General features: G+C 70.2%; 30 protein-coding genes, 1 other RNA gene and 1 pseudogene. 4 read left to right on the top strand and 28 right to left on the bottom strand.

All coding sequences use genetic code 11. From position 1 onward, the window contains the following. Positions 1 to 98: 98 nt before the first annotated feature. Both NBT81_RS03135 and gnd read right to left on the bottom strand, forming a co-directional pair. Positions 99 to 695, bottom strand: a complete 597-nt coding sequence (locus NBT81_RS03135) for a 2Fe-2S iron-sulfur cluster-binding protein (RefSeq protein ID WP_338740986.1) — start codon at positions 693 to 695, stop codon at positions 99 to 101. A gap of 90 nt (positions 696 to 785) precedes the next feature. Further along, on the bottom strand, positions 786 to 1,685 hold the full coding sequence (gene gnd / locus NBT81_RS03130) for a phosphogluconate dehydrogenase (NAD(+)-dependent, decarboxylating) (protein ID WP_338740985.1): 900 nt from the start codon (positions 1,683 to 1,685) through the stop codon (positions 786 to 788). Between the two features lie 89 nt (positions 1,686 to 1,774). Here gnd and NBT81_RS03125 point away from each other — a divergent pair, with 89 nt between their 5' ends. Both NBT81_RS03125 and NBT81_RS03120 read left to right on the top strand, forming a co-directional pair. After that, the gene (locus NBT81_RS03125; protein ID WP_338740984.1) at positions 1,775 to 2,872 is read left to right on the top strand and encodes an aminopeptidase; all 1,098 of its coding nucleotides are present in this window, start codon (positions 1,775 to 1,777) and stop codon (positions 2,870 to 2,872) included. Next, complete coding sequence (locus tag NBT81_RS03120; protein WP_338740982.1) at positions 2,869 to 3,600, top strand: glycerophosphodiester phosphodiesterase; 732 nt, start codon at positions 2,869 to 2,871, stop codon at positions 3,598 to 3,600. The genes NBT81_RS03125 and NBT81_RS03120 overlap by 4 nt, the downstream gene beginning before the upstream one ends. Before the next feature lie 51 nt (positions 3,601 to 3,651). On the opposite strand, the gene rnpB is transcribed toward NBT81_RS03120, so the two are convergent. Then, positions 3,652 to 4,089, bottom strand: an RNA gene (gene rnpB, locus NBT81_RS03115) — RNase P RNA component. 135 nt (positions 4,090 to 4,224) lie between these two features. On the opposite strand from rnpB, the gene NBT81_RS03110 reads away from it, so the two are divergent. After that, positions 4,225 to 4,827 carry a TIGR00296 family protein gene (locus NBT81_RS03110; protein WP_338740981.1) on the top strand — a complete coding sequence of 201 codons (603 nt, stop codon included), beginning with the start codon at positions 4,225 to 4,227 and terminating at the stop codon, positions 4,825 to 4,827. On the opposite strand, the gene NBT81_RS03105 is transcribed toward NBT81_RS03110, so the two are convergent. The 12 genes from NBT81_RS03105 to pth2 all read right to left on the bottom strand — a co-directional run bounded on the left by NBT81_RS03105 (position 4,824) and on the right by pth2 (position 14,108). Then, a complete protein-coding gene (locus tag NBT81_RS03105; protein WP_338740980.1) occupies positions 4,824 to 5,972 on the bottom strand; it encodes a nicotinate phosphoribosyltransferase in 1,149 nt (382 codons plus the stop codon). The genes NBT81_RS03110 and NBT81_RS03105 overlap by 4 nt on opposite strands. 69 nt (positions 5,973 to 6,041) lie before the next feature. Then, complete coding sequence (locus NBT81_RS03100; RefSeq protein WP_338740979.1) at positions 6,042 to 7,460, bottom strand: Hvo_1808 family surface protein; 1,419 nt, start codon at positions 7,458 to 7,460, stop codon at positions 6,042 to 6,044. 59 nt (positions 7,461 to 7,519) lie between these two features. Further along, the gene (locus NBT81_RS03095) at positions 7,520 to 9,142 is read right to left on the bottom strand and encodes an Hvo_1808 family surface protein (protein WP_338740978.1); all 1,623 of its coding nucleotides are present in this window, start codon (positions 9,140 to 9,142) and stop codon (positions 7,520 to 7,522) included. Positions 9,143 to 9,341: 199 nt separating this feature from the next. Then, positions 9,342 to 9,614, bottom strand: coding sequence for a DUF3194 domain-containing protein (locus NBT81_RS03090; protein ID WP_338740977.1), 273 nt, complete (start codon positions 9,612 to 9,614; stop codon positions 9,342 to 9,344). Between the two features lie 4 nt (positions 9,615 to 9,618). Continuing rightward, positions 9,619 to 10,008 (bottom strand): prefoldin subunit beta, encoded by a 390-nt coding sequence (locus NBT81_RS03085; RefSeq protein WP_338740976.1) that lies wholly within the window; start codon positions 10,006 to 10,008, stop codon positions 9,619 to 9,621. Positions 10,009 to 10,056: 48 nt separating this feature from the next. Then, the gene (locus NBT81_RS03080) at positions 10,057 to 10,353 is read right to left on the bottom strand and encodes a KEOPS complex subunit Pcc1 (protein ID WP_338740975.1); all 297 of its coding nucleotides are present in this window, start codon (positions 10,351 to 10,353) and stop codon (positions 10,057 to 10,059) included. Between the two features lie 6 nt (positions 10,354 to 10,359). Continuing rightward, positions 10,360 to 10,494 (bottom strand): DNA-directed RNA polymerase subunit P, encoded by a 135-nt coding sequence (locus tag NBT81_RS03075; protein ID WP_114448489.1) that lies wholly within the window; start codon positions 10,492 to 10,494, stop codon positions 10,360 to 10,362. After that, positions 10,494 to 10,763, bottom strand: coding sequence for a 50S ribosomal protein L37ae (locus NBT81_RS03070; RefSeq protein ID WP_338740972.1), 270 nt, complete (start codon positions 10,761 to 10,763; stop codon positions 10,494 to 10,496). Before NBT81_RS03070 ends, NBT81_RS03075 begins: the two co-directional genes overlap by 1 nt. A gap of 48 nt (positions 10,764 to 10,811) precedes the next feature. Next, positions 10,812 to 11,537 carry a DUF2103 domain-containing protein gene (locus tag NBT81_RS03065; RefSeq protein WP_338740971.1) on the bottom strand — a complete coding sequence of 242 codons (726 nt, stop codon included), beginning with the start codon at positions 11,535 to 11,537 and terminating at the stop codon, positions 10,812 to 10,814. 86 nt (positions 11,538 to 11,623) lie between these two features. Beyond that, a complete protein-coding gene (gene truD, locus NBT81_RS03060) occupies positions 11,624 to 12,964 on the bottom strand; it encodes a tRNA pseudouridine(13) synthase TruD (RefSeq protein ID WP_338740970.1) in 1,341 nt (446 codons plus the stop codon). Between the two features lie 52 nt (positions 12,965 to 13,016). Continuing rightward, positions 13,017 to 13,721 (bottom strand): high-affinity nickel-transporter protein, encoded by a 705-nt coding sequence (locus tag NBT81_RS03055; protein WP_338740969.1) that lies wholly within the window; start codon positions 13,719 to 13,721, stop codon positions 13,017 to 13,019. Positions 13,722 to 13,769: 48 nt separating this feature from the next. Then, positions 13,770 to 14,108: a peptidyl-tRNA hydrolase Pth2 gene (gene pth2, locus NBT81_RS03050; protein ID WP_338740967.1), complete on the bottom strand. Its 339-nt coding sequence runs from the start codon at positions 14,106 to 14,108 to the stop codon at positions 13,770 to 13,772. A 155-nt stretch (positions 14,109 to 14,263) separates the two neighbouring features. On the opposite strand from pth2, the pseudogene NBT81_RS03045 reads away from it, so the two are divergent. Further along, positions 14,264 to 14,551, top strand: a pseudogene (locus tag NBT81_RS03045) (response regulator); the annotation flags it as partial. On the opposite strand, the gene NBT81_RS03040 reads toward NBT81_RS03045, so the two are convergent. From NBT81_RS03040 to NBT81_RS02980, 13 genes are all read right to left on the bottom strand, one after another. Then, positions 14,510 to 14,839 carry a hypothetical protein gene (locus tag NBT81_RS03040; protein WP_338742604.1) on the bottom strand — a complete coding sequence of 110 codons (330 nt, stop codon included), beginning with the start codon at positions 14,837 to 14,839 and terminating at the stop codon, positions 14,510 to 14,512. The pseudogene NBT81_RS03045 and the gene NBT81_RS03040 overlap by 42 nt on opposite strands. Positions 14,840 to 15,036: 197 nt before the next feature. Further along, positions 15,037 to 16,128 carry a hypothetical protein gene (locus NBT81_RS03035; RefSeq protein ID WP_338740966.1) on the bottom strand — a complete coding sequence of 364 codons (1,092 nt, stop codon included), beginning with the start codon at positions 16,126 to 16,128 and terminating at the stop codon, positions 15,037 to 15,039. Positions 16,129 to 16,161: 33 nt separating this feature from the next. Further along, positions 16,162 to 16,704, bottom strand: a complete 543-nt coding sequence (locus tag NBT81_RS03030) for a FlaD/FlaE family flagellar protein (RefSeq protein ID WP_338740964.1) — start codon at positions 16,702 to 16,704, stop codon at positions 16,162 to 16,164. Between the two features lie 49 nt (positions 16,705 to 16,753). Next, positions 16,754 to 17,086, bottom strand: a complete 333-nt coding sequence (locus NBT81_RS03025) for a hypothetical protein (RefSeq protein ID WP_338740963.1) — start codon at positions 17,084 to 17,086, stop codon at positions 16,754 to 16,756. A 133-nt stretch (positions 17,087 to 17,219) separates the two neighbouring features. After that, complete coding sequence (locus NBT81_RS03020; protein WP_338740962.1) at positions 17,220 to 19,004, bottom strand: hypothetical protein; 1,785 nt, start codon at positions 19,002 to 19,004, stop codon at positions 17,220 to 17,222. A gap of 81 nt (positions 19,005 to 19,085) precedes the next feature. Beyond that, a complete protein-coding gene (locus NBT81_RS03015; protein ID WP_338740961.1) occupies positions 19,086 to 20,135 on the bottom strand; it encodes a S1C family serine protease in 1,050 nt (349 codons plus the stop codon). A gap of 45 nt (positions 20,136 to 20,180) precedes the next feature. Beyond that, complete coding sequence (locus tag NBT81_RS03010; protein WP_338740959.1) at positions 20,181 to 20,816, bottom strand: DsbA family oxidoreductase; 636 nt, start codon at positions 20,814 to 20,816, stop codon at positions 20,181 to 20,183. An 82-nt stretch (positions 20,817 to 20,898) separates the two neighbouring features. Beyond that, positions 20,899 to 21,414, bottom strand: a complete 516-nt coding sequence (locus tag NBT81_RS03005; protein ID WP_338740958.1) for a halocyanin domain-containing protein — start codon at positions 21,412 to 21,414, stop codon at positions 20,899 to 20,901. Positions 21,415 to 21,473: 59 nt separating this feature from the next. After that, entirely contained in the window at positions 21,474 to 21,680 is a 207-nt protein-coding gene (locus tag NBT81_RS03000; protein ID WP_338740956.1) for a hypothetical protein, read from the bottom strand. 101 nt (positions 21,681 to 21,781) lie between these two features. Next, on the bottom strand, positions 21,782 to 22,453 hold the full coding sequence (gene ribB / locus NBT81_RS02995) for a 3,4-dihydroxy-2-butanone-4-phosphate synthase (RefSeq protein WP_338740955.1): 672 nt from the start codon (positions 22,451 to 22,453) through the stop codon (positions 21,782 to 21,784). Continuing rightward, positions 22,453 to 23,163, bottom strand: a complete 711-nt coding sequence (locus tag NBT81_RS02990; protein WP_338740954.1) for a DUF120 domain-containing protein — start codon at positions 23,161 to 23,163, stop codon at positions 22,453 to 22,455. The genes ribB and NBT81_RS02990 overlap by 1 nt, the downstream gene beginning before the upstream one ends. 132 nt (positions 23,164 to 23,295) lie before the next feature. After that, positions 23,296 to 23,424, bottom strand: coding sequence for a hypothetical protein (locus NBT81_RS02985; RefSeq protein ID WP_338740953.1), 129 nt, complete (start codon positions 23,422 to 23,424; stop codon positions 23,296 to 23,298). 39 nt (positions 23,425 to 23,463) lie between these two features. Beyond that, on the bottom strand, positions 23,464 to 24,285 hold the full coding sequence (locus tag NBT81_RS02980; RefSeq protein ID WP_338740952.1) for a P-loop NTPase: 822 nt from the start codon (positions 24,283 to 24,285) through the stop codon (positions 23,464 to 23,466). Between the last annotated feature and the right edge of the window lie 166 nt (positions 24,286 to 24,451).

Below are 24,451 nucleotides of genomic sequence, written 5' to 3'. Positions count from 1 at the left end.
TTCGCCGGAAGCACTGAACAGTGTCGCCTCGGCAGGAGCGTGGCTCGTGGACGTAGCGCGGCGAGAGAACGGAAACGGCGTGGGCCGACCGACGGGACTCAGGGTGCCTCGCCGGTCTCGATCGTGAAGTCCGCCTTCGGGTAGGCCACGCAGGTCAGCGTGTAGCCGTCGTCGAGTTCGCCGTCGTCGAGCATCTGCTGGTCGTCGTGGACGACGTACTCCTCGCTGTTGCCGCCGGCGGTGATCTGTCCGGCACAGGAGACACACTGGCCCTGCCGACAGGCGTAGGGCATGTCCCACCCCTCGTCCTCGCCGGCTTCGAGGACGGTCTCGTTTTCGGCCACCTCGATGGTGTCTCCCTCCTTGGCAAACTCGATTTCGAACACCTCGGCCTCGTCGTCGGAGAGGTCCCACGGCCCGGATTCTTCGGCGGCCCCGGCGTCGCCTTCGAGCTCGGCCCCCTCGTCGCCGGCGACGGCGCCGGCCGCGACCGCCCCGCCGCCACCGCCGCCGATTGCGCGGTTCATCGGTTCGGGGAACTCCGTCTCCGGGACCGACTCGGCCCGGCGTTCGAGCACCTCCCCCGAGATGTCGGTGGTGGGGGTCCAGCCCGTGCCCTTCGAGAGATGAAGGGCGACGGCGGTGAGCGTCAGCATCGCACCGACACTCAGCCCGATCAGATTTACCTCGACCATGCGCGGCGCTACGGAGTCGGGGGTTAAGGGGATTGTGATCCGCGCGGCGTCGGCGGACGACCCCGACCGGAACGCCGTGACCGGCGGGGTTTACGCCCCGTCTCGGCGGGCGACATCGTGCCGGCCGAACCCGTAGCGCAGGCGATTGGCGAGGCGACGCGAGAACCGGTCCCGTCGTGAGGCGAACCGCTCGGCGAGCGCTTGGTGAATCAGCGGCACCGGCACCTCGCGTTCGAGGGCCTCCTGGACCGTCCACGTCCCCGTCGACCCGCCGGCGACGTGGTCGGCCACGTCGCCCAGATCGGTCCCCTCCTCGCGGAACGCTTCCTCGCAGAGTTCCAGCAGCCACGACCGGATCACGGCCCCGTTGTTCCACGTCCGCGCGACCGCTTCGAGGTCGAGGTCGTACCGACCCTCGTGGAGCAGTTCGAACCCCTCGCCGTAGGCCTGCATCAGCGCGTACTCGACGCCGTTGTGGACCATCTTCACGTAGTGGCCCGACCCCGCCGGGCCCATGCGAGCGTGGCCGTCGGGACCGGTGGCGACGGCGTCGAACGCCGGCCGCATCGTCTCGTACGCGTCCTCGGGCCCGCCGACCATGAGCGAGAAGCCCAGTTCCGCCCCGGCGGGACCACCGCTGGTCCCGCAGTCGAGATACGCCGCGTCCGTCGACTCGGCCCGCCGGACCGAATCCTCGAAGTGGGAGTTGCCGCCGTCGACGACGACGTCTTCGGCGGAGAGGTGTGGGTCGAGGTCGTCGAGTGCGGCGTCGACTGCGTCACCCGCGGGCACCATCAGCCATATCCGCTTCGCCTCGCCGAGGCGGTCGGCGAGGTCGGACAGCGAGTCCGCCGGCTCCGCCCCGGCCTCGGCGGCCGACGCCACCGCCGCCTCGTCGATGTCGAACGCCACCACGTCGTGGCCGGCGTCGAGTACGCGGTCGACGACGATGCGCCCCATCCGTCCGAGTCCGACGACTCCGAGTTGCATACCGTTTCGTCCCGCGTGGCGGGAGGTAGTGGTTCCGGTTCGGTTTCCCCGACCGCCGGGGTTTTGCACCCCGCCGACCATCCCCCCGCATGGACGACCGCATCCGCGCCCACGCCGAGACGCTCGTCGACTGGAGCGCCCGCGTCGGCCCCGGCGACGACGTGGTGGTCCGGGTCGCCGAGGGCGCACACGACCTCGCCGTCGCCGTCGCCGCCGCCCTCGGCGACCGGGGGGCGAACCTGCTCGCCACCTACGGTTCCGACGAAGTCAGTCGGGCGTACCTCCGCGCCCACGACGGCGACTTCGCCCCGGCCGACGCCGAACGGGCGCTGTACGAGAGCGCGGACGTGGTCCTCTCGCTGGGCGGTGGCCGCAACACCGCGGCGACGGCCGACGTGCCCGGCGGGACGCGGGGCGCGTACGACCGCGCCCGGTCGGACGCCCGCGAGGCGCGAATGGCGACCGACTGGGTGTCGACGGTCCACCCCACCCGTTCGCTCGCGCAGGCCGCGGACATGTCCTACGAGGCCTACCGCGACTTCGTCTACGACGCCGTCCTCCGGGATTGGGAGGCCCTCGCCGCGGAGATGGCCCGACTGAAAGACGTCCTCGACGCCGGCAGCGAGGTCCGACTCGTCGCCGAGGGGACGGACCTCTCGCTCGACATCGGGGGACGGACGGCGGTCAACAGCGCCGCGAGTGTCGAGTACGACTCCCACAACCTCCCGAGTGGCGAGGTGTTCACCGCGCCGGCCGGGGTGGAGGGCGAAATAGAGTTCGACGTGCCCATCACCGTCCGTGGCCGTCGGCTCCGGGACGCCCGCCTCGTCTTCGAGGACGGCACGGTCGTCGATTATGCCGCCGCGGAAGGCGAGGCGGCGCTCGGGGAACTGCTCGACACGGACGAGGGCGCGCGGCGGGCGGGCGAACTCGGCGTCGGCATGAACCGCGGCATCACCCGACCGACCGACACCGTCCTCTTCGACGAGAAGATGGCTGGGACGGTCCACCTCGCGCTCGGCCGCGCCTACGACGCCTGCCTGCCCGACGGGGCGGCGGGTAACGACAGCGCGATCCACGTCGACCTCATCAGCCGGATGGACGACGGATCGCGGCTGGTCGTCGACGGCGAGACGATCCAGCGGGACGGCCTCTTCCGGTGGGAGGAGGGGTTCGAGGGAGCGTGACGACCGTCGTCGCCCACCGCGGCTTCGCGGGCGCCAACCCGGAGAACACCGTCGCGGCCGTCCGCTCGGCCGCCGCCCACGCCGACCGTGTCGAGGTGGACGTGACCGCCTGCGCCGACGGCACGCCGGTCGTCTTCCACGACTCCCGCCTCGACGACCGTGGAGAGAGCCGCGGGATCACCGACGGAACGGGTGCGGTCCGGGAGCTGCCGCCCGAGACGGTGACGGCCGCCACGGTCTGCCCGAGCGACGAGCAGGTGCCGACGCTCTCCGACCTGTGTGAGGCCACGGCGGTCCCGCTGGACGTGGAGCTCAAACACCCCGGAGCGGGAACGAGACACCGGGGATCGCTCCCCCCAGCCGACCGCGACGCCGCCCGCGAGCGATGGGCACCGTTCGTCGACCGGGTCCGCGGGGCAGTCGGTGACCGCGACGTACGCATCTCGTCGTTCTACGAGGGTGCGCTCGCGGCGGTCCGAGCGGAAGGTCCCGACGCCCGCCTCGCGGCGCTCTGTCGGGACCTACCGACCGGTCGAACCCTCGCCGACCGGTACGACGCCGAGGCGATCCACGCGTCGCTGTCGGCCGTCCGGGACGCCGACCTCTCGGCCGTCGACCGCACGGTCAACGTCTGGACCGTCCGGACCTGGCAGGAGGCCGTCGCCGCGGGGACGGCGGGTGCGGACGGACTGATCGCGGACTATCCGGGGCTCGCGTCGCGGGCGTGAGGCGGGTGAGGACGGGCTACGGCCGGCGGCGCGGTCGCTGGGCGGGTGAGTGGCTGAGAGGAGTAAGCCCCCTTCTGTTCGACCCGGCATTCGGCTGAGCGTCCGCCTCCGCGTCCGGACTACCTTGACGAGGCGGACTTGCACCGGTGGGGATTCGCCGTTCCATCCGTTCTCGGTCGTCGCGGAAGACGCGTGGCGTCTCCCTGCTCGCGGCTGACGCCGCTCGCATATCCCGTGATCGCTGCGCGATCACGCGGTTCACGGCTTGCGCCGTTCACCTTCCGGAGACGCGTGGCGTCTCCCTATCCTCGGTGGGTTAACTCCCCTCGCTCGCGCTCGGGTTCGCACACCTCATCGGTCGGGCCGAGTGGTCTCGTCTCTGTTCCAGAGCCAGCCGTCTCCGACTCCGGGCTTGCGCCCGGTCACCTGTCCGGACAGTGGGGGGACTTTCCTCGTGCCCGAAGGCACGGGGGCCGGGCTCTCTCTGCCGGGTTAGGTTACGCCTGATCGAGGAATAAGGCGTTCGGTCGGGAACCCGACGCCGCGAATAGGTTGTGTATAATACATCACGATTCTTTTTACGGAAAGGAAGGGTTCAAGTCAGTTCGGGGCATCGTACGCGGTATGTCCGAGGCGCAGACGGTACACCTTTCTTACGACGATGGGGCCCGGGCGGTCGAACTGGCTCGTGAAGCAGTGGAAGCGTACGTGCTTCAGGGCCAGCGAGAACAGCCGGGGAGTATGCGCGACGCGTTCTACGCGCGAACTGGAGCGTTCGTCCGGATCACCTCGACACGAGGGCGGGGACGACTCCGAGGCTGTTCCGGGGCCTATCGCGGCACCGACCAACTCGGACACGCTATCGTCGACGCCGCAATCACGGCCGCCTCCGACGACTCCTGTGGCTCGGAAGTCGAGCCCCCGGAGCTAGAGAGCCTCAACATCTCCGTCTGTGTCGTCGGCAACCACGTCCTCACCAACGATCCGGCGGCCGACCTCGAACTCGGTACACACGGCATCGCCGTCGACGCCGACGGGCAACACGCCTGGATGTACCCCACGCTTCCCGTCGAGAACGACTGGAACGAAGAACAGTTCCTCACCCACGCCTGCCGGAAAGCCGGGGTCGCCCCCCTCGCCTGGCAGGACGACGACACCATGATCACCCTGTTCGACGGGCAGGTATTCCGCGAGCGTCCCGGTGGCGGTAGCGTCGAACAGCTCTAGGACCCGAATCCCGTGGCCGACGCGTCGGCCAGCGCCCGCTCCGTCGCGGCGTCCAGGTCGAACTCACGAACGACTTCTCCGTCCCGGATCAGGGGTTCGAGCAGCGGCTCTCCACCGGACGGCCCCTCGCGGGCGGCCAGACCGACGTGGTGGCCGCCGTCCGGCGTCCGGTAGGCCTGTTTCGCCCCCGAGAGCTTCCCCCGCTTGGCCGCCGGCTCTCCCTCGATTTCGACGATGTCGAGCGCGAAGTCCACCGGATCGGCGTTGGAGACGTGACCGCCAACGCCGAAGCCGTCGGCCACGTCCCGGAGCGAGCGCAGGGCCTCCGGACCGAGGCCGCCGCTCGCGAACACGTCCACGTCGCCGTAGCCGCGGGCGTCGAGTTCCCACCGGATCTCCCGGATGATATGTCGGAAGTCACCCCGGCGGGACCCCGTGGTGTCGATGCGGACGCTGTCGAGGTCGTCGCCCAACGTCTCGACAGCGCGCAACACCTCGTCGACCTCGTCGCCGTAGGTGTCACACAGCGCCACGCGGGGTACCTCGGGACCGACCGCCTCGTCGAACGACCGCCACGCCGCCTCCTGGTTCCCGCGCCCGAAACAGATCACCAGTGCGTGGGGCATCGTCCCCCCGGCCTCGCGGCCGAGCACCTCACCCGCCGCGACGTGGGAGAACCCGTCGAGGCCGGCGAGGAGTGCGCTCCGTTCGACGACGGCCGCGATGGAGGGGTGGACGTGGCGCGCGCCGAAGGAGAGCACCGTCGACTCGGGGGCGGCCCGCCGGGCTTCCATCGCGGCCGTCGCCATGCCGCTGGCGTGCGAGAGGAAGCCGAGCAGCGACGTCTCGAATCGGGCGAACTCCAGGTACGACCCCTCGATCCGGAGCACCGGGCCGCCGTCGAACAACTGCCCCTCGCACATCGCGTCGACGTCGACGTCGCGACCGGAGAGGAGAGTGGCGGCGTCTTTCACACCCGCGAACAGTTCGAAGTCGCCGTCGGGGAACTGATCGGCCGTCACTTCGGCGACGACCCGTGGGTTCCGGTCGGCGTGCCGGAGAGTCGTCTCCGTCCGGAGAAAGTACGCGTCGGTCGCCGTCCCCGTGCGGATCGCCTCGGGGCCGACGATGTCGAACGGTGGCATCGTCACAGCTTCGCCCCGGCGAGTGAAAAATCCGTCTGTTCGGTCGACACTGTCGAAGAGGATTCCTCTTCAGCCCGCGTGGACCGCGTCGAGGTCGGCGACCGTCGGCGCGTTCGTCACCGTCACCGTCGTTCCCGACCGCTCGACACGGAAGGCGTCGGCGTACGGCCCGGAGGGGACCACCAGTACATCGCCGTCGCGCCGTTCGGCACCCCAACGCTCCCCCAAAAGTCCGCGATAGGCGATGGCGAAGGCGGCGGCGTCGCCCGTCGTCTCCCACTCGGTCCGGAAGACGTAGCCGTACTCCCCCTCTACGCTCCGGTAGGGGACGAGTCTGTCGCCGACCCACCCCGTCGACGTGGGGTGGGTGTAGTTGTAGCGGCGGTGGGAACGGGTGGGTCGCTGGAGGTGGAACGGCTCCACCCCGCCGTTGGCGTGGAGGGTCGCGAACACCGACGCCTCGCCGACGGTCGTCCCCGGCGGCGCGCGGTCGAACCGACTCCAGTTCCCGGCCGACCGGTCCTCGATGCGGACCCGTTCGGGCGACCACTCGGAGTAGCGGTCGGGGTGAATCACCTGCGACGCACTCGTGGGCGGGGCGTCGTAGGCGGCGTCGACGGCGCTCCAACCACCCCGCTCCCGGAGATGGTGGACGAACGCGGGGCCGTCACTGTAGGGCTGGTAGGCCGCGACGTAGACGCCCATGTCGCCGTCGAGACCGGCGACCGGACCGCCGTCGGGCCGGGGCAGACACGACCACGTCGTCCCGCAGCGCTCCTCGTACAGGTCCGCCACGTAGCCCGCGTCGCCCTCGGTCAGCGCCTGCCGTGCCAACCGCGCGTCGCGGGGCTCGCTCGCGTTCCGGTCGAATCCGAAGTGTTGGTCCTGCAGAGCGTGGACGAGTTCGTGGGTCAGCGTCCGGCGGTCGATGGTGGGACGGTCGGCGTCGCTCACCACCACGATGCGGTCCTCGCTCGGTACGTACGACCCCTGCACCGACGCGCCGTAGAACGACTCGAAGACCGCCTCTACGGACCGGTCCTCGCCGACCAACAGGAGCGCCTCCCACACCTGCTCGTCGAACGCCGTCGCGGTCACGTTCTCGCGGGCGCGGTACGCTTCGCGGTCGACCACGTCGACCGGAACGGCCGACTCGAACTCCAGATTCCGAATCCGCTCGATCCGAGCCATCGTCCGCGCGACGACCGCCGCCCGCTCGCTTTGGTTCAGGCCGTCGCTCGCGTTCACCTCGAGCGGTTCGTCGTACCAGTAGCCCGCCTCCCAACCCAGTCGGTCCGTCTCGGGGTCGGCGAAGCCGTCGCGGTCCGGCGTGGGCGTCGGCGTCGCCTCGGCGGTGGTGGGTGCGGGCGTCCCGGTCCCCGTCGGCGTCGGTTCGGGAGTTGCGTCACCGCCAGACGACGGCCCCCCACCACAGCCGGCGAGAACGACGAGAACCGTCACCAGGAGGGTGAGACGAGCGGAGCGCACGCTCCGGTGGTCGGCGTCGCGGCGTGAAAAGGGTGCCGTCGGTCGGCGGTCGCCAGCCCTCAGTCGCGTCGGCGGAGCGCCACGAATCCCGCGGCGACGAGCGCGATGATGGCCGTCAGCGCGCCGAATCCGGGTGCTTCGAGACCGGTCGATCCCGCGTCGTCGCCGTCACTGGCGTCGGTCCCGTCACCGGTGTCGGTCCCGTCACCGGCACCGGCGTCGGCCCCGTCACCGGCACCGGCGTCGGCCCCGTCGCCGCCGTTCGATCCGTCAACGGGCCGGATGTCGGACACCGCGTCGGTCGTCGGCCCGTTGACGATGGTGACGCGGGTGCCGTCGCGGTCGATGCGGAAGGCGTCCTCGAACTCGCCGTCGGGGACGACGTACACGCCTTCGCCGTCGACGTCCGAGACGCCCTGCGCTTCGAGGATGGCTCCGTACGCCTCGACGAACTCGTCGGCGTCCTCTTCGGTGTCCCACTCCGTCACCCAGACGTAGCCGTTCCGGGCGTCGTCACTGCTCCCCTTCTGGTAGGGGAACACCCGGTCGTTCCCCCACCCGGCCGAGGGTTCGGCGTCGTAGTTGTACATGTCGAGGGGCCCGCTGGTCTGGGTGATGGACCGCACCGGGACAGTGTCGGCCCTGGCCGTCCGCGCCTGGTACCAGAACATCACGTACATCGACGCCTCGCCGACGGTGTCGGAGCCTCTTTCACCCTGGTTCGGGAACGTCTCCCAGCCGTTGCGGGCGCGGTCCTCGTACTCGATGGGGACCGGCTCCTCGTCGGTCCGGTGGATGATCTGTTCGCTCGATTCGGGCGGAGCCTCGAACGCCGCGTCGACGGCGCTCCAGCCACCCTCCTCGCGGAGCCAGTCGATGTACACCGGGCCGTCGGAGTAGGGGTGGAGAAGCGTCAGCAGGATGCCGAGGTTCGGCGGCTGACCGGGCGAGGAGTCGTCGCTCGGCGTCCCCACACACTCCCACTCGGCGCCACACCGTTCGGTGTAGCGCTGTTCGATGTAGTTGGCCTCGCCTTCGACGACGCCGTCGACCGCGAGGTCGGCGTCTTGTGTCTCCGTATCAGCGATCCGCTCGCCGAGCGCCCCGTTCTGGTCCTGAAGAGCGTGGACGAGTTCGTGGACCAGGGTGGCGTTGTCGATGGTCGGACTGTCGGGCGAGTCGGTGATGATTCGGATGCGGTCGTCCGCCGGGGCGTAGAAACCGGCGGTCGACTGCCCGGAGGCACTCTGGAGGGCCTCGTTTGCCTCCCTGTCCTCGCCGACGATGAACAGCGCCTCCCACACCTGGTCGTTCCAGGCGTCGAAGGAGGCGTTGCTCGACGCGTTGTCGGACTGGCGTTGCTGGAACTCGTCGCGGGAGATGATCTCCACGGGCACGTCGGAGTCGAACTCCTTTTGCCGGACGTACTCCACGCGCGCCATCGCGCGACTGACGTAGGCGTCGATCTCCTCGTCGGTCAGCCCGTCGGACTGATCGACGTCGATGGATTCGTTGTGCCAGTACCCGCCTTCCCAGCCGACCACGTCTTCGCTGGGATCGGCGCGCTGGGGTGTTGTCTCCCCGTCACCGACGGCCGCCGGGCGTTCGCCGACGGCGACCGCAGGAACGACCGACGCGAGGACGATCAGTACCGCGAGACCGACGGATACCCGCTTTCGCATACCCCCCGTTAGGAAGCGGAACGGAAGTACCTTGCCCGGACCGCGGACGGGGGACGGCGGGGCACGCCGATCGAGAGCGGTCGCGCTCGCGCCGACGGCAAACGCGACCGCGGCGTCGATCCCGACGCTGTCGGTACATCGCGCCCGCGGCACTCCCCATCGTGTGATCGCGTCGACGGTGATCGGCCCGGTTCGGCCGCTATTCGTCGAAGAGGTCGTCGACGGCGTCGCGGGCCGTCCGGGCGGCCTCGTCGGCCACCGTCTCGGGGTCCGCGTCGTCGGCGGCGCCCGAAGCCACGTCGTCGGGGACGTTCAGGTACACGTCGACCTCGAGGACGCCCTCCTCGAACGTCACCGTCACGTCCAGGTCGCGGACGGAGGACTGGCGGTAGTGTGCAAAGACGACGCCCTCGGCCGCTTCGGCCGCCGTCCGCACGACCGTCTCGTCGTCCGGTTCGTCGCTGTCCGACACGACCTTACGCGCCGCCGGCGCCGCCAGGTCCCATCGGACCGCCGCCGGCACCGCCCTGTAGCATCTGCTGGAGTTCCTGCTGGAGCGACTCGAACTGCTCGCGAACGCGCTCTTCCTGCTTGCCCAGCTGTTCGACGCGGACCTCGAGGTTCTCGACTTTCTCTTCGAGGTCCTCGTGGGCGTCGGCGTACTCCGTCTCGACGAGGAGTTCGCCGACCTCGCGGTACATCGGGGTGTCCTCGTCGATGTCGCCGAGGGCGTCGAGTGCCGTCTGGGACTCGTTGAGCGTCGTCTCGGCCTGCTGTTTCTGGGCGGCAACCTGCTGGGCCGTCTCCTGCAGGTCCTGCAGTTCCTCGAGTTTCTCCTGGGCTTCCGGCGGCATATTTCCTTGCATGGACGAACGGTGGTGACCCGGAGTGAAAAAGCCCCGTATTCCGCGACGCTACCGGTTGGCCGCCGACGCGACGGATTCGGCGACCGACAGCAGGCGGCGCCAGGTGTTCGCGCCGGCCCGCAGGGCGACGAGGTCGGCCGCGCCGATCCGCACGCGGACGGTGTCGTGGGCCGACGAACCGTCCGATCGAACCCGATCGACGCGCGCCGCCGACCGCGCGTCGTCGATCTCGCCGACCTCGACGCGGACGCTCCGCTCGACGGTTCGTGCGCGCCGGGCGGTGTCGTACGCGAAGCGAAGCGAGAGGCGGTGTGGCGCGTCGTCGACGTCCGACTCGTCGACCACGGCCAGTTACTCGACGTCGACTTCCTTGATCGTCGGGGCGCGCTCCTTCAGGAGCACCCGGTGGCCGCAGTACGGACACCGGACCCCGCCGTACTCGTCGAGTTCGACGTCGCGCTTACACCGGGAACATTTGTAACTCATTACTCGTCGTCGGTCGAGAGTGCCGCGCGGATCGACCGTTTGACGGTTCGGCCGCCGGGCGTCTCCGGCCGGTACGCGCCACCGGTGAACGTCTCGCCCGTCTCTTCGTTCTTCCAGATACCCGTCCCGATTCGGGTGACGTCGTCGCCGTCGAGGGTGGCGTTCTGCATGTCGCTCTCGATCTCCTTGACTCGTCGGCGGGCGACGCGCCCGTAGCGGGCGCCGAATCGGCCCGCGCTCCCGGTACTGCGTGCCTTGTTCTCGGCCATAGTACCGCGGAATACCGGGAGCGAACGGATAAACCCTGCGAGTCCGGGCTACGGCGACTGCAGGTCGGCGGCCGCGAGTTCCTCGTTCAGGTCGTCCCGGACGCGTTCGCCCGTCTCGCGATCCATCGCCGTCGTCACGATGCGGTTCTCCTGAACGCTCGATCCATCCCGCAGGAGGAGGCGAACGTTGCCGTTGCCGTCGGCCCGGGTCACCTTCGCCCGCAGGCCGGACTGCGATCCCGTCCCGCTAGCGTCGATCGGTCCGGGAACGATCTTCTTGACGTGTGGGTGGTCCGCCACCGTCGAGATGGCGCGACGGCCCTCGCGGTCGCCGATCAGCGTCGTGTGTCGACCGCCGAGTTTCTCCTTGGGCGGCGTCTCCACCACCTCCAGGGCGCGGTCGCCGCGTCGCTCCAGTACCGCGGTCACTGGGTCCTCGCCCGCGACGCGGAAGAAGTCGTAGCGGGTCTCGGCGCGGGTCGCCCGGATGATCTCGCGGTCGCCGGCCGCGAACACCGTCTCCGGGCGCTTGCGCCGGAGTTCGTCGGCGATCCGCCCGGCGAAGTTGCGTCGCTCCACGACACGGGGCTTCCCCTCCGGTTCCGGGTGGGTCGTGATCGTCGTCTCGCCGACCCTCGTCTCCTCGTCGAGCATCGTCAGGTGGGCGCGGTCGGCGTCGACGTCGAGGACGACGGCGTCGCAGTTGGCGGTGTGACAGACCAGACAGTAGTCGCCCGGGCGATCCAGCGGGGACCCACACCGCCGACACTCCATACGCGTCGCAGGCGGTCGCGTCGGATAAATCCGCCGTCACGACGCCGCGTGGGGCGCCGATCGTGGGGATCGGATCGGAGTCCCCGCTACAGGTCCCGCGGATCGACTTTCAGATACTCCCGGAGAACCGCCGTCGCGTACGCCCCCCGCGGGAGCGAGAAGGAGAGCGTGAGGGGGTCGCGGTCGACCGTCGGCGTCGCCCCGACGAGGATCGCCCGCCGCGTCCCCGTCGAGTCGAAGTTGCCCGGCAGGTCGAAGTCGGCGGGCGCGAGGTCGAGGTCCTCGAGCACCGCACGCTCGATCTCGCCGGGGTCGCCCTCGCCCAGTTCCGTCTCGGTACCGACGAGCGGCGCGGTGACGAAGGCACGGCCGCGTTCGCAGTGACGGGCCACCACGTCGACCCGCGACTCGGTCACCCGCTGGAGGCGGTCGGTGTCGGGAAGGGGGAGGTCATCGGGGGCGTCGGCGTCCGCGAAACACACCACGTCGCCGGCGACGGGGCGGTCGAAGGGGAGCCCCCGCCGCAGGCGCGTAGAGAGGATGCGGTTGAAGACGTAGGACTGCGCCGCGTGGACGAACAGACGCTGGAGGTTCCACGGCACCGCTTCGAGGGCCTCCCGGAAGTCGGACAGCTCGGTCCCCCCGTTCTCGACGAGCGTGTGGAGCATCGACCGCTCGTAGCCGAGGTGACCCGGAGTCGCCGAGAGCGCCTCGTGCCAGTCCGGATCGGGGCCGGACGCGACCGCCTCGACCGTCGTCCGCGCCGCCCGGGTGCGCTCGGGTTCGGTCTCGGCGGGGTTGCCGACGTAGGTCAGGACCGCCTCGCGCCACTGGCCGCGGACGACGTGGAGGCCGACCTCGTGGGTGACGGGGCGTTTGCTGCCGAAGCGCTGGTGGCCGAAGACGTTCGGGACGGCGACCCGGTCGCCGCCGAACGCGGCGAGGTCGTCGGTGACGGCGTCGACCGCCTCCGGAGACTCGGGATCGCGGATCGTGATCTCGAAGGCGTTGCCCGCGAGGTCGCCGAACTCCAGGTTGCGGCCGATCCGACCGACCGGGTCGAGGGTCGTCCCGGAGAGGTCTGGCAGGTCGGCCGGCGCGACCCCGCGAATCGAGATCAGTTGTGTCGTGACCGCGCGCTTGTCCTTCGTGCCGGCCCACGACACCCGCTCGCGGCTGATCCCGACGGCGTCCGAGAGCGCGCCGACGAAGTCGTTGGTGTCCCAGTCGGTGAGCGTCGCCCGGACCAGCAGGTGGGGATACGACGACGGGTCGGCGTCGAGGGGTTCGGGGTTGATCGCCCCGCTCTCGATCTCTCGAACCCGGAACTCCGAGGGGTCGTCCCGGAGTCGCCCGCCGACGCCCGGCCCGTCGCTCACGTAGTGGTCGATGCCGACCTGCCGTTCCAGTGGGTGTGCCTCGCGCATCGAATCGTGGTCGGCGGTTCGGGCCGCCGAGGGGAGTCGTTGTCGGTCGCGATCAGAACGGGACCGCTCCGACCTGTTCGACCACCAGGAGGAGTCCGGCGGCGACGCCGACGACGCCGGCGACGCCGCGGAGCGCGCGGTCGAATCCGGTCGAGAGCGTCCGCCCCCACAGCGCCGACACCGCGGCCATCGTCACGACCGAACAGAGCCCGAAGGCGGTCAGGAAGGCGGCGGCGGTCGGGAGGTCAGGTGCGGTCGAGACGAGTGCGATCACCAGCGCACCGCTCCCCGCGACGCCGTGGAGCGCGCCGACGACCAACGAGTCGCCGCTCAGGTGGGCGTGGCCGCCGCCGACGGAGAAGCGGCCGATCCGGACGTGCGTGTGGATCGACCGCGTGCCGTGGGTGTGTTCCTGTAGCCCCACCACGTCGGCGAGCATCCGTGCCCCGAGGTAGACGAGGACGATACCGACACCGACCTCGAACAGGCGCGTGACCGATTCGGGGAGGCGGATCCCGAGGAGGAGGAAGGCGACGCCGAGCGCCGCGATGGGGACCGTGTGACCGATTCCCCACGACGCCCCGACGAGGCCCGGGTGAGCGTGGGCGTCGCTCTCGCTGTTCGCGCCGTCGGACGACGACCCGGACTCGACCGTGTCGCCCTCGACCAGCGTCGTCACCGCGGCGAGGTGGTCGGTCTCGAGGGCGTGCCGAGCGCCGAGCGCACCGCCCGCGACGAACGCGGCGACCAGTGACATACACCCCTCGTCGCCCACCGACAACCTATGGGTTGCGGTTCGACGCCGCTAGTACAGCGACAGGTCGCCGGTCACTCGGTCCACCTCGTCGTCGTCGGCCGGCCCGACGGCGAGCGTCGTCACCGTCCCGGGTTCCAGTTGCGTGTGCCCGGCGTCGCGGACGATGGCGTGGGGGAGTCCCGCCCGCTCGGCGGCGTCGGCCAGTTCGAACAGTTCGCGCTCGCCGGAACCTTTCAGCACCACCTTCTTCTGTCCCTCGCCCTTCCACGCCCGGCGAGTGCGGTCGTCGGCGTCCTCGTAGGCCGACAGCGCCGCGTGTGCGACCTGTGCGGCCAGCTTTCCCTGCCCCATCCCGAGGTCGGTGCGGGCGACGATGGCCTGTTTCATGGGTATGGGTGCGGGGCGCGGGACAAAGCGTCGTCGGTCTCGACCCCCGAGAGCGGCCGATCCGTCGGAGGGAGTGGCCGTCGGCGGTGGCCGACGTCGTCACTCGAATACTCCTCAAAGCAACGGTTATCTCGGTCGTGTCCAAACCGTCTTCGATGGAGCAGCCGCTTACGACACCCATCCGCGTCCTCCACGTGGACGACTCCGCGGCGCTGGGTGACCTCCTCCAGCGCTACTTGGAACGCGGTGAGAGCGACCTGGACTGCGAGGTGACGACCACCACCGACCCGGCGGACGCACTCGAACGGCTCCGGGACGACGACGCGGCGTTCGACTGCGTGATCAGCGACTACAACATGCCGAAGATGAACGGCGTCGAGTTCCTCGAACGCGTTCGCCAGTCACACCCCGAACTGCCCGTGTTGCTGTTCTCCGGCGAGGAACCCGACGACGTGGCCGCCGAAGTGATCGGTGCGGGCCTCACGGACTACCTCCGGAAAGGCGGGGCCGAACAGTACACGATGCTCATCCGGCGCGTCGAACACGCGGTGGGGTCTGACGGGGAGTTCGACGCGGAAACCGGGACCCAACTCGACGGCGTCGGCGTCGTCGGCGTCGACGAACGGTTCGACCGCGCGGACGAGACGTACGCCTCGGCCTACGGCTACGATCCGGAGGACGTGGCCGGGAAACACTGGACCGACCTCCACCCCGAGGAGGCGGTCGAACACATCCGCACGCACGTCCTCCGGTCGTCAGGAACGGCGGGGAGTGGCGGGGGCGGAGCGAGGGCCTCCGGTCGGACGGGAGCACGTTCACCGAGTCGAAACTGGTCACCGCACTCGACGACGGGCGACTCCTCATCGCCGTCTCGGAGCTGGACGACTCGGGACTCGGCGACGAGGAGTGACGGGACCGCGCCGCCGGATCAGTACGCGTCGGCGTCGACCAGCCGCTCCGCGATGCGCTGGGCACCCACGGCGGCCGACAGTGCCGGTTCGTCCGGGGCGACGGCGGACACCTCGCGGTCGAGTTCCTCGGTCAGGCGCTCCTCGAACTCGTCGACGATGCCCGGGATACAGGCCATCCCGCCCGTGAGGACGATGGGGCGGTCGAGCGCCAGTTGGTACACCTTGATGTGGTCGTTGGCGAGTTCGGGCAGGAATGCGTTGGCCACCTCCTCGACGGCGTCGTCGACGTACTCGTCGACGGCGTCCATCACGCTGCGCTCGATGGTGAACTCGTGGGACCCCCCGCCCGGCTGTTGGATCACGTCGGTGAAGGGTTCGAAGTCGACGAAATCCGCGTGCTCCTCCTTGTACTCCCGGGCGGTCGTGTTGTCGATGTTCACTCGGCCCTGTGTCTCCTCCTCGACGTAGTTGGCGATCATGCGGTCCACTTCGTTGCCCGTCACCGCGCCCGTCGTGAAGGGGACGAGTTGTTCGCCCCGACGGTAGGCCGAGGCTTCGAGGTTGGTCGAGCCCAGGTTGACCGTGACGAAGATGTCGTCGACCGCCTCCAGCCCCTCGCCCAGCGCGGGCACCGAACCACACAGCGACTCGGGATAGCTCCGGATCAGCGCCTCGCCGATGGTGCTCCCCTCGATGACCGACTGGAGGTTCGCCAGTCCCTGCTCGTTGTCGATGGTCGGGATAGCGTAAACGACGGCGCTGTCCGCGGGCACGTCGTTGGCCTCGATGACCTCCTCGAAGAACGTGGCGGTCAGGTCGGCGCCATCCTCGTCCTCCGGGAGGCCGGACCGGAGGGTGTACTGGACCCGGTCGGGGTACTCGGTCGCCGCCTCGTCGCCGTAGAGGACGCGCTCCTCGCCGGTGATCACGTCCTCGTACGTGGCGAGGCAGGTGAGTGTCTTCACCGTCCGCAGGCCGTCGCCGTCGGGGATGGCGATGACCGTCCGGGTGCTGCCCAACTTCACACCGATGGGGGTCGGCGTGCCGGTTTCGGCGTCGGCGTCCTCGCTCTCCGCGGCGGAGTCGTCGGAGTCGTCGGAGTCGCTCATGTGCCCGGCGCTACACGGGGGGATGGTAAATAATCACTCCCGACTGGCGACCGACGCCAAGCGTGCGACGTAGTGGAGACTCACGCGGTGGTCGTCGGCGTCGAGGTCGTTGGCGGCGTTGGCCCGGTGGCCGTCCAGCCCCGAGAGGTACGCCTCGAGGGCGTCGGCGGCGTCCGTGCCGATCCAGCCGACCGACTCGTAGAACGCGATGGCGTCGGCCACCGACTCGCGGCCCGCCTGCAGAAGCAGGAACTCCAGCCAGTCGAAGATCAGGAGTTCGGCGGGCAAGGTCGCCGGCAGCGCGGGGAGGTACGGCCGGTCGAGGGCGTCGGTTCCCCGGTCCAGCGTGACCAGATCCCGGGTCACCGACGCCTCGAACGCCGCGTCGGCCGCCGGTCGCTCCGTCTCGTGGGACGTCGACCGGCGGTCACGAAAGCCGTCGTGCCAGTCGCCCGGCCAGCCGTCGTCGGCCACGTCCGCGTCCGCACTCGCCTCGGTCTCCGGGTCGGCCGTCCGCGGTGCGCCGCTGGCCGCCCGAAGTTCGTCGAGGTCGTAGTTGCGCGGGTCGATGGCCATCGGTCGACAGCGACTACGGTCGCCCGCGAATTAAAACTTCCCGCAGTACTCAGTCCTCGTCGCCGCCGTCGAGTCGCGTCCCGTCGCGGGGACAGTACTCGACCGAGGGGTCGCGGCTGGTGAACCCACACGCCGGGCACGCCCGGCGCGACGGCGCGTCGTTGCCCCGCCCGAACAGCACGGGGACGAACGGCAGGAGGAGGAACGCGACCAGCGTGTCGAAGTAGTACCACGCCGCGACGCTCACGGCGACGCTCGCGATCAGGCCGACGGCCGCCGTTACGGTCCGCGATCCGACCATGCGCGCCGGTTGCGGCGACGCGAGCAAGTGCGTGTCGGTCCCGTCGGCGGCGAACGGTACGTCGGGGGGTCGGCCGCCCACCGGTGACGACGGAGCGTGTCCTCTCCGGTCGCGTGGCCGTCGACGTCGTAGCCGGCGTTCCGCGCCGACGCCGGCCGGCGGCGGATCCACGGGGTGTCCACTCGCCGTGGCGCCGGGTCGCGGCCCCGGGAGATCACCGAGCGCGAACCGCCACGGCGACGAGTGCGAGGACGACGAGGCCGACCGGAGCGAGCGGCAGGTCGATGGGTCCGACGAGGGGGATCGGAACCGACAGCGACGCGGCGAGCGGTGCGGGAACGCCGACGGACGGGATCGGAACCTCGACGCCGACGACGGGGATTTCGAACGTGGCTGGGCCGTCCCCGGCGGCGGTATCGGCGTCGTCCGCCCCGGTTCCGTCGGTCCCGTCGCCGCCGTCGGACCCGGACCCGGACGGAGTCGCGGGCGCCTCGGCCGGTGCGTCGACGGTCACCGACTCGACGTGTTCGGCTCCGCTCACGTCGCGCACCCGGATTCGGAGCCGCGTCGCGTCCGCGAGGCCGTCGAGTCGCGTCCCGAAGGTCCCGTTTCGTCCGAGTTCGACCGACCGGATGTCGACGGTCCGGCCGGTCGACGGATCGACCGCCTCGACGCTGACGTCGTCGATCTGTCCGTCGACGACGCGGCCACCGATCGCGACGTCGTCGTCGACATAGCCCGTCCGCTCGTCGTCGACGGTGATCGTCGGCGCGAGGAAGGTCGACAGCGAGTAGTTGCGGACCCGGTCGTTTCTGGCTGTGTCGTTCACGCCGATCACGACGGTGTCGTCGCCCGGCGGGTGGTAGACGGTGGTGTCGAAACTGACGTTCCCCCGACTCCGGTTCGGGATCGTCGTCTGACGGAACACCAGTCGGTGGCGGACCGTCACGTTCTGGGTTTCGTCGGGGTCGTCGTCCGCGTCGCTCCCACGCTCGGCCTCGGCCTCGGTCTCGGTCTCGCCCAGTTCGTCCTCGTCGCTCGTGTTCCGGTACTCCTGTAGCCAGACGTCGTTCACCTGCACCTCGTCGGTCGCCCAGCCACTGATGCGGAGTCGCGTCGGCGACACGTACTCGATGTGCGTCACGTTCAGCGTCGGGCGCGTGTCGTCGGTGACGGTGACCGCGAGGTGGGCGGCTTCCGTGTTACCGGCCGCGTCCTCGACCACGATCCGGAAGTAGTTGGTGCCGAGCGCGAGCGTCAGCGACTCCTCGAACCGAGTGCCCGGCGAGGCGACGAGATACTGGTCGCGCCGCTCCAGGTCGTCGGCGTCGCCGTCGTCGCTGGTGTCGCCGTGACTCGTGTCGACCGGCAACTGTTCGTCGGCGGAGAACGGCGCCTGATTCTCGATGTCGTAGGCGAAGTCCCCATCGTCGTCGTCGCCGTCGCGGGAGGCGGCACGTTCGTACTCGTAGGCGTGGTCGATGCGGACGTACTCGATCGGCGACGCATCGTCGACCGTGCCGGCGACGGTGAGCGTCGAGTTCTCGACGGTCACGGTCGGCGGGTCGTCGCCGAGCGGTGCGGCCTCGAGCGGGTCGTCGTAGGTGACCCGCGGGTCGACGTCGTCTTTCACGACGGTCGCCTCGTGGACGGTGACACCGTCGGCTCTGGCGACGACGGTCACCCGGTGGTCGCCCGTCGCCAGATCGAGGGGGAGGCTTCGGTCGACCGACTCGCTCGCCGGTTCGAAACTGTGCCGGGTCGTCCCGTCGACCCGCACCTCGACCAGCGAGACGGGTGCGTCCGCCGACGCGGTCACCCGAAGCCACGGATCGTTGGCGGTGTGGTACGCCTCGCCCTCGTCGAGTGGCACCCCGCCGACGTCGACCGAAACGGTCGGCGAGCCGCCGTCGCCGGACTGGGCCGCCGCGGGCGCCCCCGCCGCCACGGCGCCGAGCGCGACGAGTACCAACACGGCGACGACTGCGCGGTGTTGCATGGGAAACCGTCCTCGACCGGAGACGAGGGTGGGGTGGCTTATCAGTGACCCGCCCCGATTATCAGCGGCGGAAACGCGGGGTCACGACGGCCGCTCCGGGCGCGTCCCGAGTTCCACCTCGACGCGCCGCTCGCTCCCGTCGCGCAGGACGGTGAGCGAGACGGTGTCTCCGGGATCCGTCTCCAGGGCGAGGTGACTGCCGAGGGCCTCGGCCGTGTCCGTGGTCGTCCCGTCGATGGACAGCATCACGTCGCCGCCGACCGGTATCGACTCGCCGTCGACGACCGCCTCGTCGTCGCTCGGGCGCAGCGTGCCCGCGGCCGGGCCGTCGGACAGAACCGACACCACGAGCAGGCCGCGTGGCTGGTCGAGGTCGTTCGCCTCGGCGACCGACGGGGTGACGGACGTCAGCGACACCCCGAGGAAGGAGTGGTCGAACGACCCTGTTTCGACGAGTTCCGGAAGCACTCGTCGGGCGAGCGCGGCGGAGACGCCGAAGGCGATGTTGTCGCCGCCGCCGGAGTTGACGACGGCGACCACGCGGCCGTCGAGGGCCACCAGCGGTCCGCCGCTGTTGCCGGGGTTGGCGGCCGCGTCGGTCTGGATTGCGTCGGGGATGCGGTAGCCGGTCGGCGCGGGGATCGAGCGGTCGGTGCCGCTGACGATACCCGTCGTGACCGAGCCGTTCAGGTCGAAGGGGTTGCCGATGGCGACCACCTCCTGTCCGACGGTCGCGGGCTCCTCGGCGAGGGCGAGAGGCGTCGCCGCCTCGGGGAGCGATCCCGTCTCGACGACCGCCAGATCGCTGTTCGCGTCGGTGCCGACCACCTCGCCGTCCAGCCAGCTGCCGTCGCCGGTCCGGAGGTCGACTCCCGTCGCCTCGCCGACGACGTGGGCGTTCGTGACGACGTGGTCGTCGTCGTAGACCCATCCGGTCCCGCTCCCCTCGCCCGTCCGGATCAACAGCACCGAGTCGATGGTGTCGCGGTAGACCCGGGTGTACGGGCTCGTGTCGCTCGCTTCACCGTCGTCTGCCGTCGGCGGCGACGGGTTACAGCCGGCGAGCCCCGCGGTCAGCGCCAGGCCACTCAGTCCGAGAAACTGCCGTCTGCTCGCGCGTGAATCGGCCATCACCCGGTCTAAGGAAACGATCGACAAGAGGGTGTGGGGTCGGCCTCAGGCCCCGTCGACCAGCCGCGACAGCTGCGCGGGCGGGACGGCTCCGCGGGCGGCGTGGCCGTCGTACGCGAACGTCGGGACGCCGGTGACGCCCTGTGTTTGGGCCTCCTCGAACAGTTCGTCGATCCGCGCGTGGAGGTCGTCGTCCGCGAGGGCGTCGTCGACGACCGACGCGTCGAGCCCCGCCTCGGTCGCGCAGTCGACGAGGACGTCCCGGTCGCCGATGTCCCGCCCGTCGAGCCACAACGCCTCGAAGACGGCCTCGTCGAACGTCAGCCAGGTCCCGTAGGGTTCGGTCTCGCCGACGTGGTAGGAGACGATCTGTGCGGGCCGGGAGTCGACGTCGGTGGCGATCTCCTGTGCCATGTCGGCGTCGTACTCGTCGGCGAGACGGCGGACGTTCTCGCGAGCCTGATCGTAGTAGTCGTCGCCCTTCCCGTCGTCGGCGTCGGGGTCGATCTCGCCGTCCGGGCCGCGCTTGCCGGCACGGAGGTCGAACGGTCGCCAGTCGATCTCTAGCGCCTCGTCGCGGTCGTCCTGGTACTCGGACAGCGACTGTCGACCCAGGTAACAGAAGGGACAGACGTAGTCGGAGTAGATCGTGATCCGTTCGGGCGCTCGTGTGTCGGTCATGGGTGTCGTTGGCGGCGTGGACGGTAAAAGAACGCGGCTGGGTGCGGCCGTGCGCACGGCGAGGACGACCGCGGTCGACGACTCACTCGACGACGACGGCGCCTTTCATTCCCATCGAGCGGTGAGGCGTGCAGACGTACCGGTCAGTGCCCGACTCCTCGAACGTGTGCTCGAACGTGAACCCCTCCTCCTGGGTGAGGTCACTCTCGAAGTCGGCGTCCTCGGCGGCCACGTTGTGCTGGGCACCCTGTCCGGTCCACTCCCAGACGACGGTCGTGCCCGACGAGACACGGATCGCCGGCGGATCGAACGCGAAGTTGCCACCGTTGCCCGCCGCGCCGACGGCGACGCTCACCTCGCTGCTCCCCGTCTCGTCGTCGACGCCGTCGTAGTTGTCGACGCCGTCCATCCAGCCGTCGAAACTGGCGGGGTCGCCGCCGGAACCGTCTCCGCTGCCTCCGTCTCCGCCGTCGCTTCCGCTTTCGCCGTCGCTCCCACTGCCACCACCGCTACACCCGGCGAGAGCGGTGAGACCGCCGAGAGCGACCGTTCCCGTCGCCGTTACGACCGACCGTCGCGTGGATTCGGATTCGACCATCGTCCCACGTGGATCCTGGGCCCAGTCGGGAACGAGGGTTCCGTCGAACGTGTTCGTCCTCAGCCGTCGTCGAGCAGGCCCATGTCGTCGGCCACGAGGTCGGCGAGGCGTTCGGAGACGGCGGGATCGACCTCGGCGATCGACTCGCCGTCGTGGACGGACTCGTTGTGGCGTTCGACCGCGTCGGCGACCGACGGGAGGGGAACGCGGGTGGTCGTCTCGCACGCCGAGCAGACGATCGGGACGGTGGGGTCGTCGTCGGTCATCGTGCCCCCCACTCTCGCCACACGATAAAAAGGACGTGGACGATCACTGGCCCCCTCGTGAACCGAAGCGGACGGGGCCGAACGGAACCCGATCGCCCCCCTCAGCCCAGCGCCCGAACCAGCGTCGCCCCTTCGACGAACGGCAGGTCGTGCCGGCGGGCGTAGGTCCGCGCGTCGGCTGTCGAGAGCGCTCCGCCGGTCTCGTCGTCGAGCATCTCACAGCCGGCCACGGCGGTGACGGTGCCGGCTTCGCGAGCGAGCGCCAAGCCGAGTTCCGTGTGGCCGCGACGGTCGGCGAGCAGTCCGGGCGATGCCCGCAGGAGGTGGACGTGGCCGGGCGTCCGGAACTCCCGGGCGAACGCCTCGACGTCGTAACTCTCGTCGCCGCTCACCTCACCGAGGCGACGGATCGTCAGCGCCCGGTCGTCGTCGGTGACGCCGGTGAAGCCGTCGCGGTGGTTGACCGTCAGCGAGAACGAGGGGTGGGCGTCGTACCCCAGATCGGAGTGGTCGTTGGCCGGGTGGTCGATCACTTCGTGGAGGAAGGGGAGGTCGAACCGGTCGGCGACGGCGGCGGTGAACGCGACGAAGATCAGTCCACCGCCGTCGTTGCGCATGCGGGTGACGGCCGCGGGCGTCACCGCCGCGGCGGGGTAGAGGAGGTCGGTCTCGCCCTCGCGGTCGTCGGCGTCGTGGACGAGGACCGGACCACCGGCCCGGAACGAAGACACCGCACGGTCGAGCGAGTCGGTGGACTCCCCGTGTCCGTGCATCAGGCCTCACCCAGGTGGACGGTCAGCGTGTCGCCGTCGTCGACATTGAGGGTCTCGCGGAGCTTCACGGGGGCGATCAGTTCGAGTTGAGTGGCGTCGTGGTGGGTCCGTTCGGGGACGATGACGTGGGTGCCGTCGTAGGCAGCGTCGTCGGCCTCCGCGCGGGCCGCGTAACACGTCGCCGGCCCGAACGTCCGATCGTCGTCCTCCCAGCCGTCGATGGGCGTCGCGTCGGCTTTCAGCGCGCCCAACTCCCCGCGAGCGCGGACGCTCTCGGCCGTGAGGTCGACGTTGAGCGTCCCCGGGAACGGCTCGTAGCCGAGACGGTCGCGGAACTGCGCCATGTAGCCCGACAGCGAGATGTAGTGGCGACCCTCGCCCATCCCGCTCGTGACGGTGCCGTCGAGCGTGAGGGTGGTGTCCGCCTCGAACAGCCGCCGGTAGTCGGCGTACTCCCGGTGGAGGGCCGCCGCGCCGTCGTCGGTGAGGGCGACGCGTTGCCCGTCCGACAGCACCTCGCGGTCGAGCAAGCCCGCGTCGTCGAGTCGCTGGAGGCGCCGGGACGCCGTCTGCGCCGAGGCATCGAGGCGGTCGCCCAGCCCCGAACACGACACCTTCGTTCGAGCGGAGAGGCCGCCGTCCAGGGCGACCTGCTTCAGCGCGGCGAGTTCGTCGTTTCCGACCGTCGACGCCGCTGCGGTCTCTGCCATACGCGCGAGTTACCGTCCGATCGGTATAAGCATATCGAATATGGAATGCATAACGATATCGTTAGGACGGAGAGGAGGGGACGGAGGCGAACCTAGTCGTCCGACAGGAGTGAACTCGCCGGCGCGTTCGACCTACGCCGGGACGAGGACGCTGGCGATCAGTGAGCCACCGACGGCCGACACTGCGAACGCACCGATGCCGAGCGCGAGCACCAGAAACAGCAGTATCCACCAGAGCGGGATCGAGTTCGACTCTTGCATACGCACCCGTCCTCGTGGCGGCCCCAAAGAACTTCCCGTTCAGCGGAGGAGCCAGCGCAGGAACCCCGTTCGCTCCTCGTCGTCGGCCGCCTCCGACGCCTCGGCCTCGCCGTCGTCGGCCACACCGGTCGTCGACTCGCTCCCGTCGGTCGCCGGGGCGAGCGAGTCGTCGCCGGTCAGATCGGCCCCGAGTCGACGGTACGCGTCGGTCGCCGGCGCGTCGGGCGCGGCGACGACGAGGGGCTCGCCCGCCTCGGCGGCAGCCGACACCGCCGGGTCGTCGGGGATCGTGCCGCGGATCGGGGCGTCGAGACGCGCCCCGGCGGTCGCGGTGTCGGTGTCGGCAGTAGTGCGCGTGAGCACCACCCCCGCAACGGTCGTCCCGAAGCGGCCGACCACGTCGCGAGTCTTCGCCGTGTCGCCGAGTGCACCCCGCTCCGGCGTCGACACCAGTAGCACCTCGTCGGCGATCCGGAGCGGTTCGACGCTGTCGTGACTCAGCCCCGCGGAGGTGTCGACCAGGATCGTTTCGGCGTCGATCACGTCGAGCAGGGCCGACAGGTTGGCGGGATCGGCCGCCCCGAAGTCGTCCAAGTCGTCCGACGCTGGAATCACCGACAGACCCACCGGCCCCTCGTGGACGGCGTCGTCGACGCCGGCGGCCCCGGAGAGCACGTCGTGGACCGTCGGTCCGGCGTGGGTGTCGATACCGAGGACGCCGGCCAGGTTCCCCATCCCGAGGTCGGCGTCGACGACCGCCGTCTCGTGGCCAGCGGCGGCGAGCACCGCACCGAGGTTCGCCACGGTGGTGGTCTTCCCCACACCACCCTTCCCACTGGCGACCGCGTACACCCGTCGCATAGGTCGTCAGAAACCTCCCCCGACGGGCATATAACTCTACTCCCCGAGCAGTCGCGGCGGACCGCGTGCAGAAGCCGTCGCCTCGTGCCCTTCCCGCGAGCCGTCGCCTCGCGCACTTCCCGCGAGCCGTCGCCTCGCGCACTTCCCGCGGGCCGTCGGCCTACGC

It is taken from the genome of Haloplanus sp. CK5-1, assembly GCF_037201915.1.
Lineage (GTDB): Archaea > Halobacteriota > Halobacteria > Halobacteriales > Haloferacaceae > Haloplanus > Haloplanus salilacus.
This window is presented reverse-complemented; position numbering and strand designations above follow the sequence as displayed.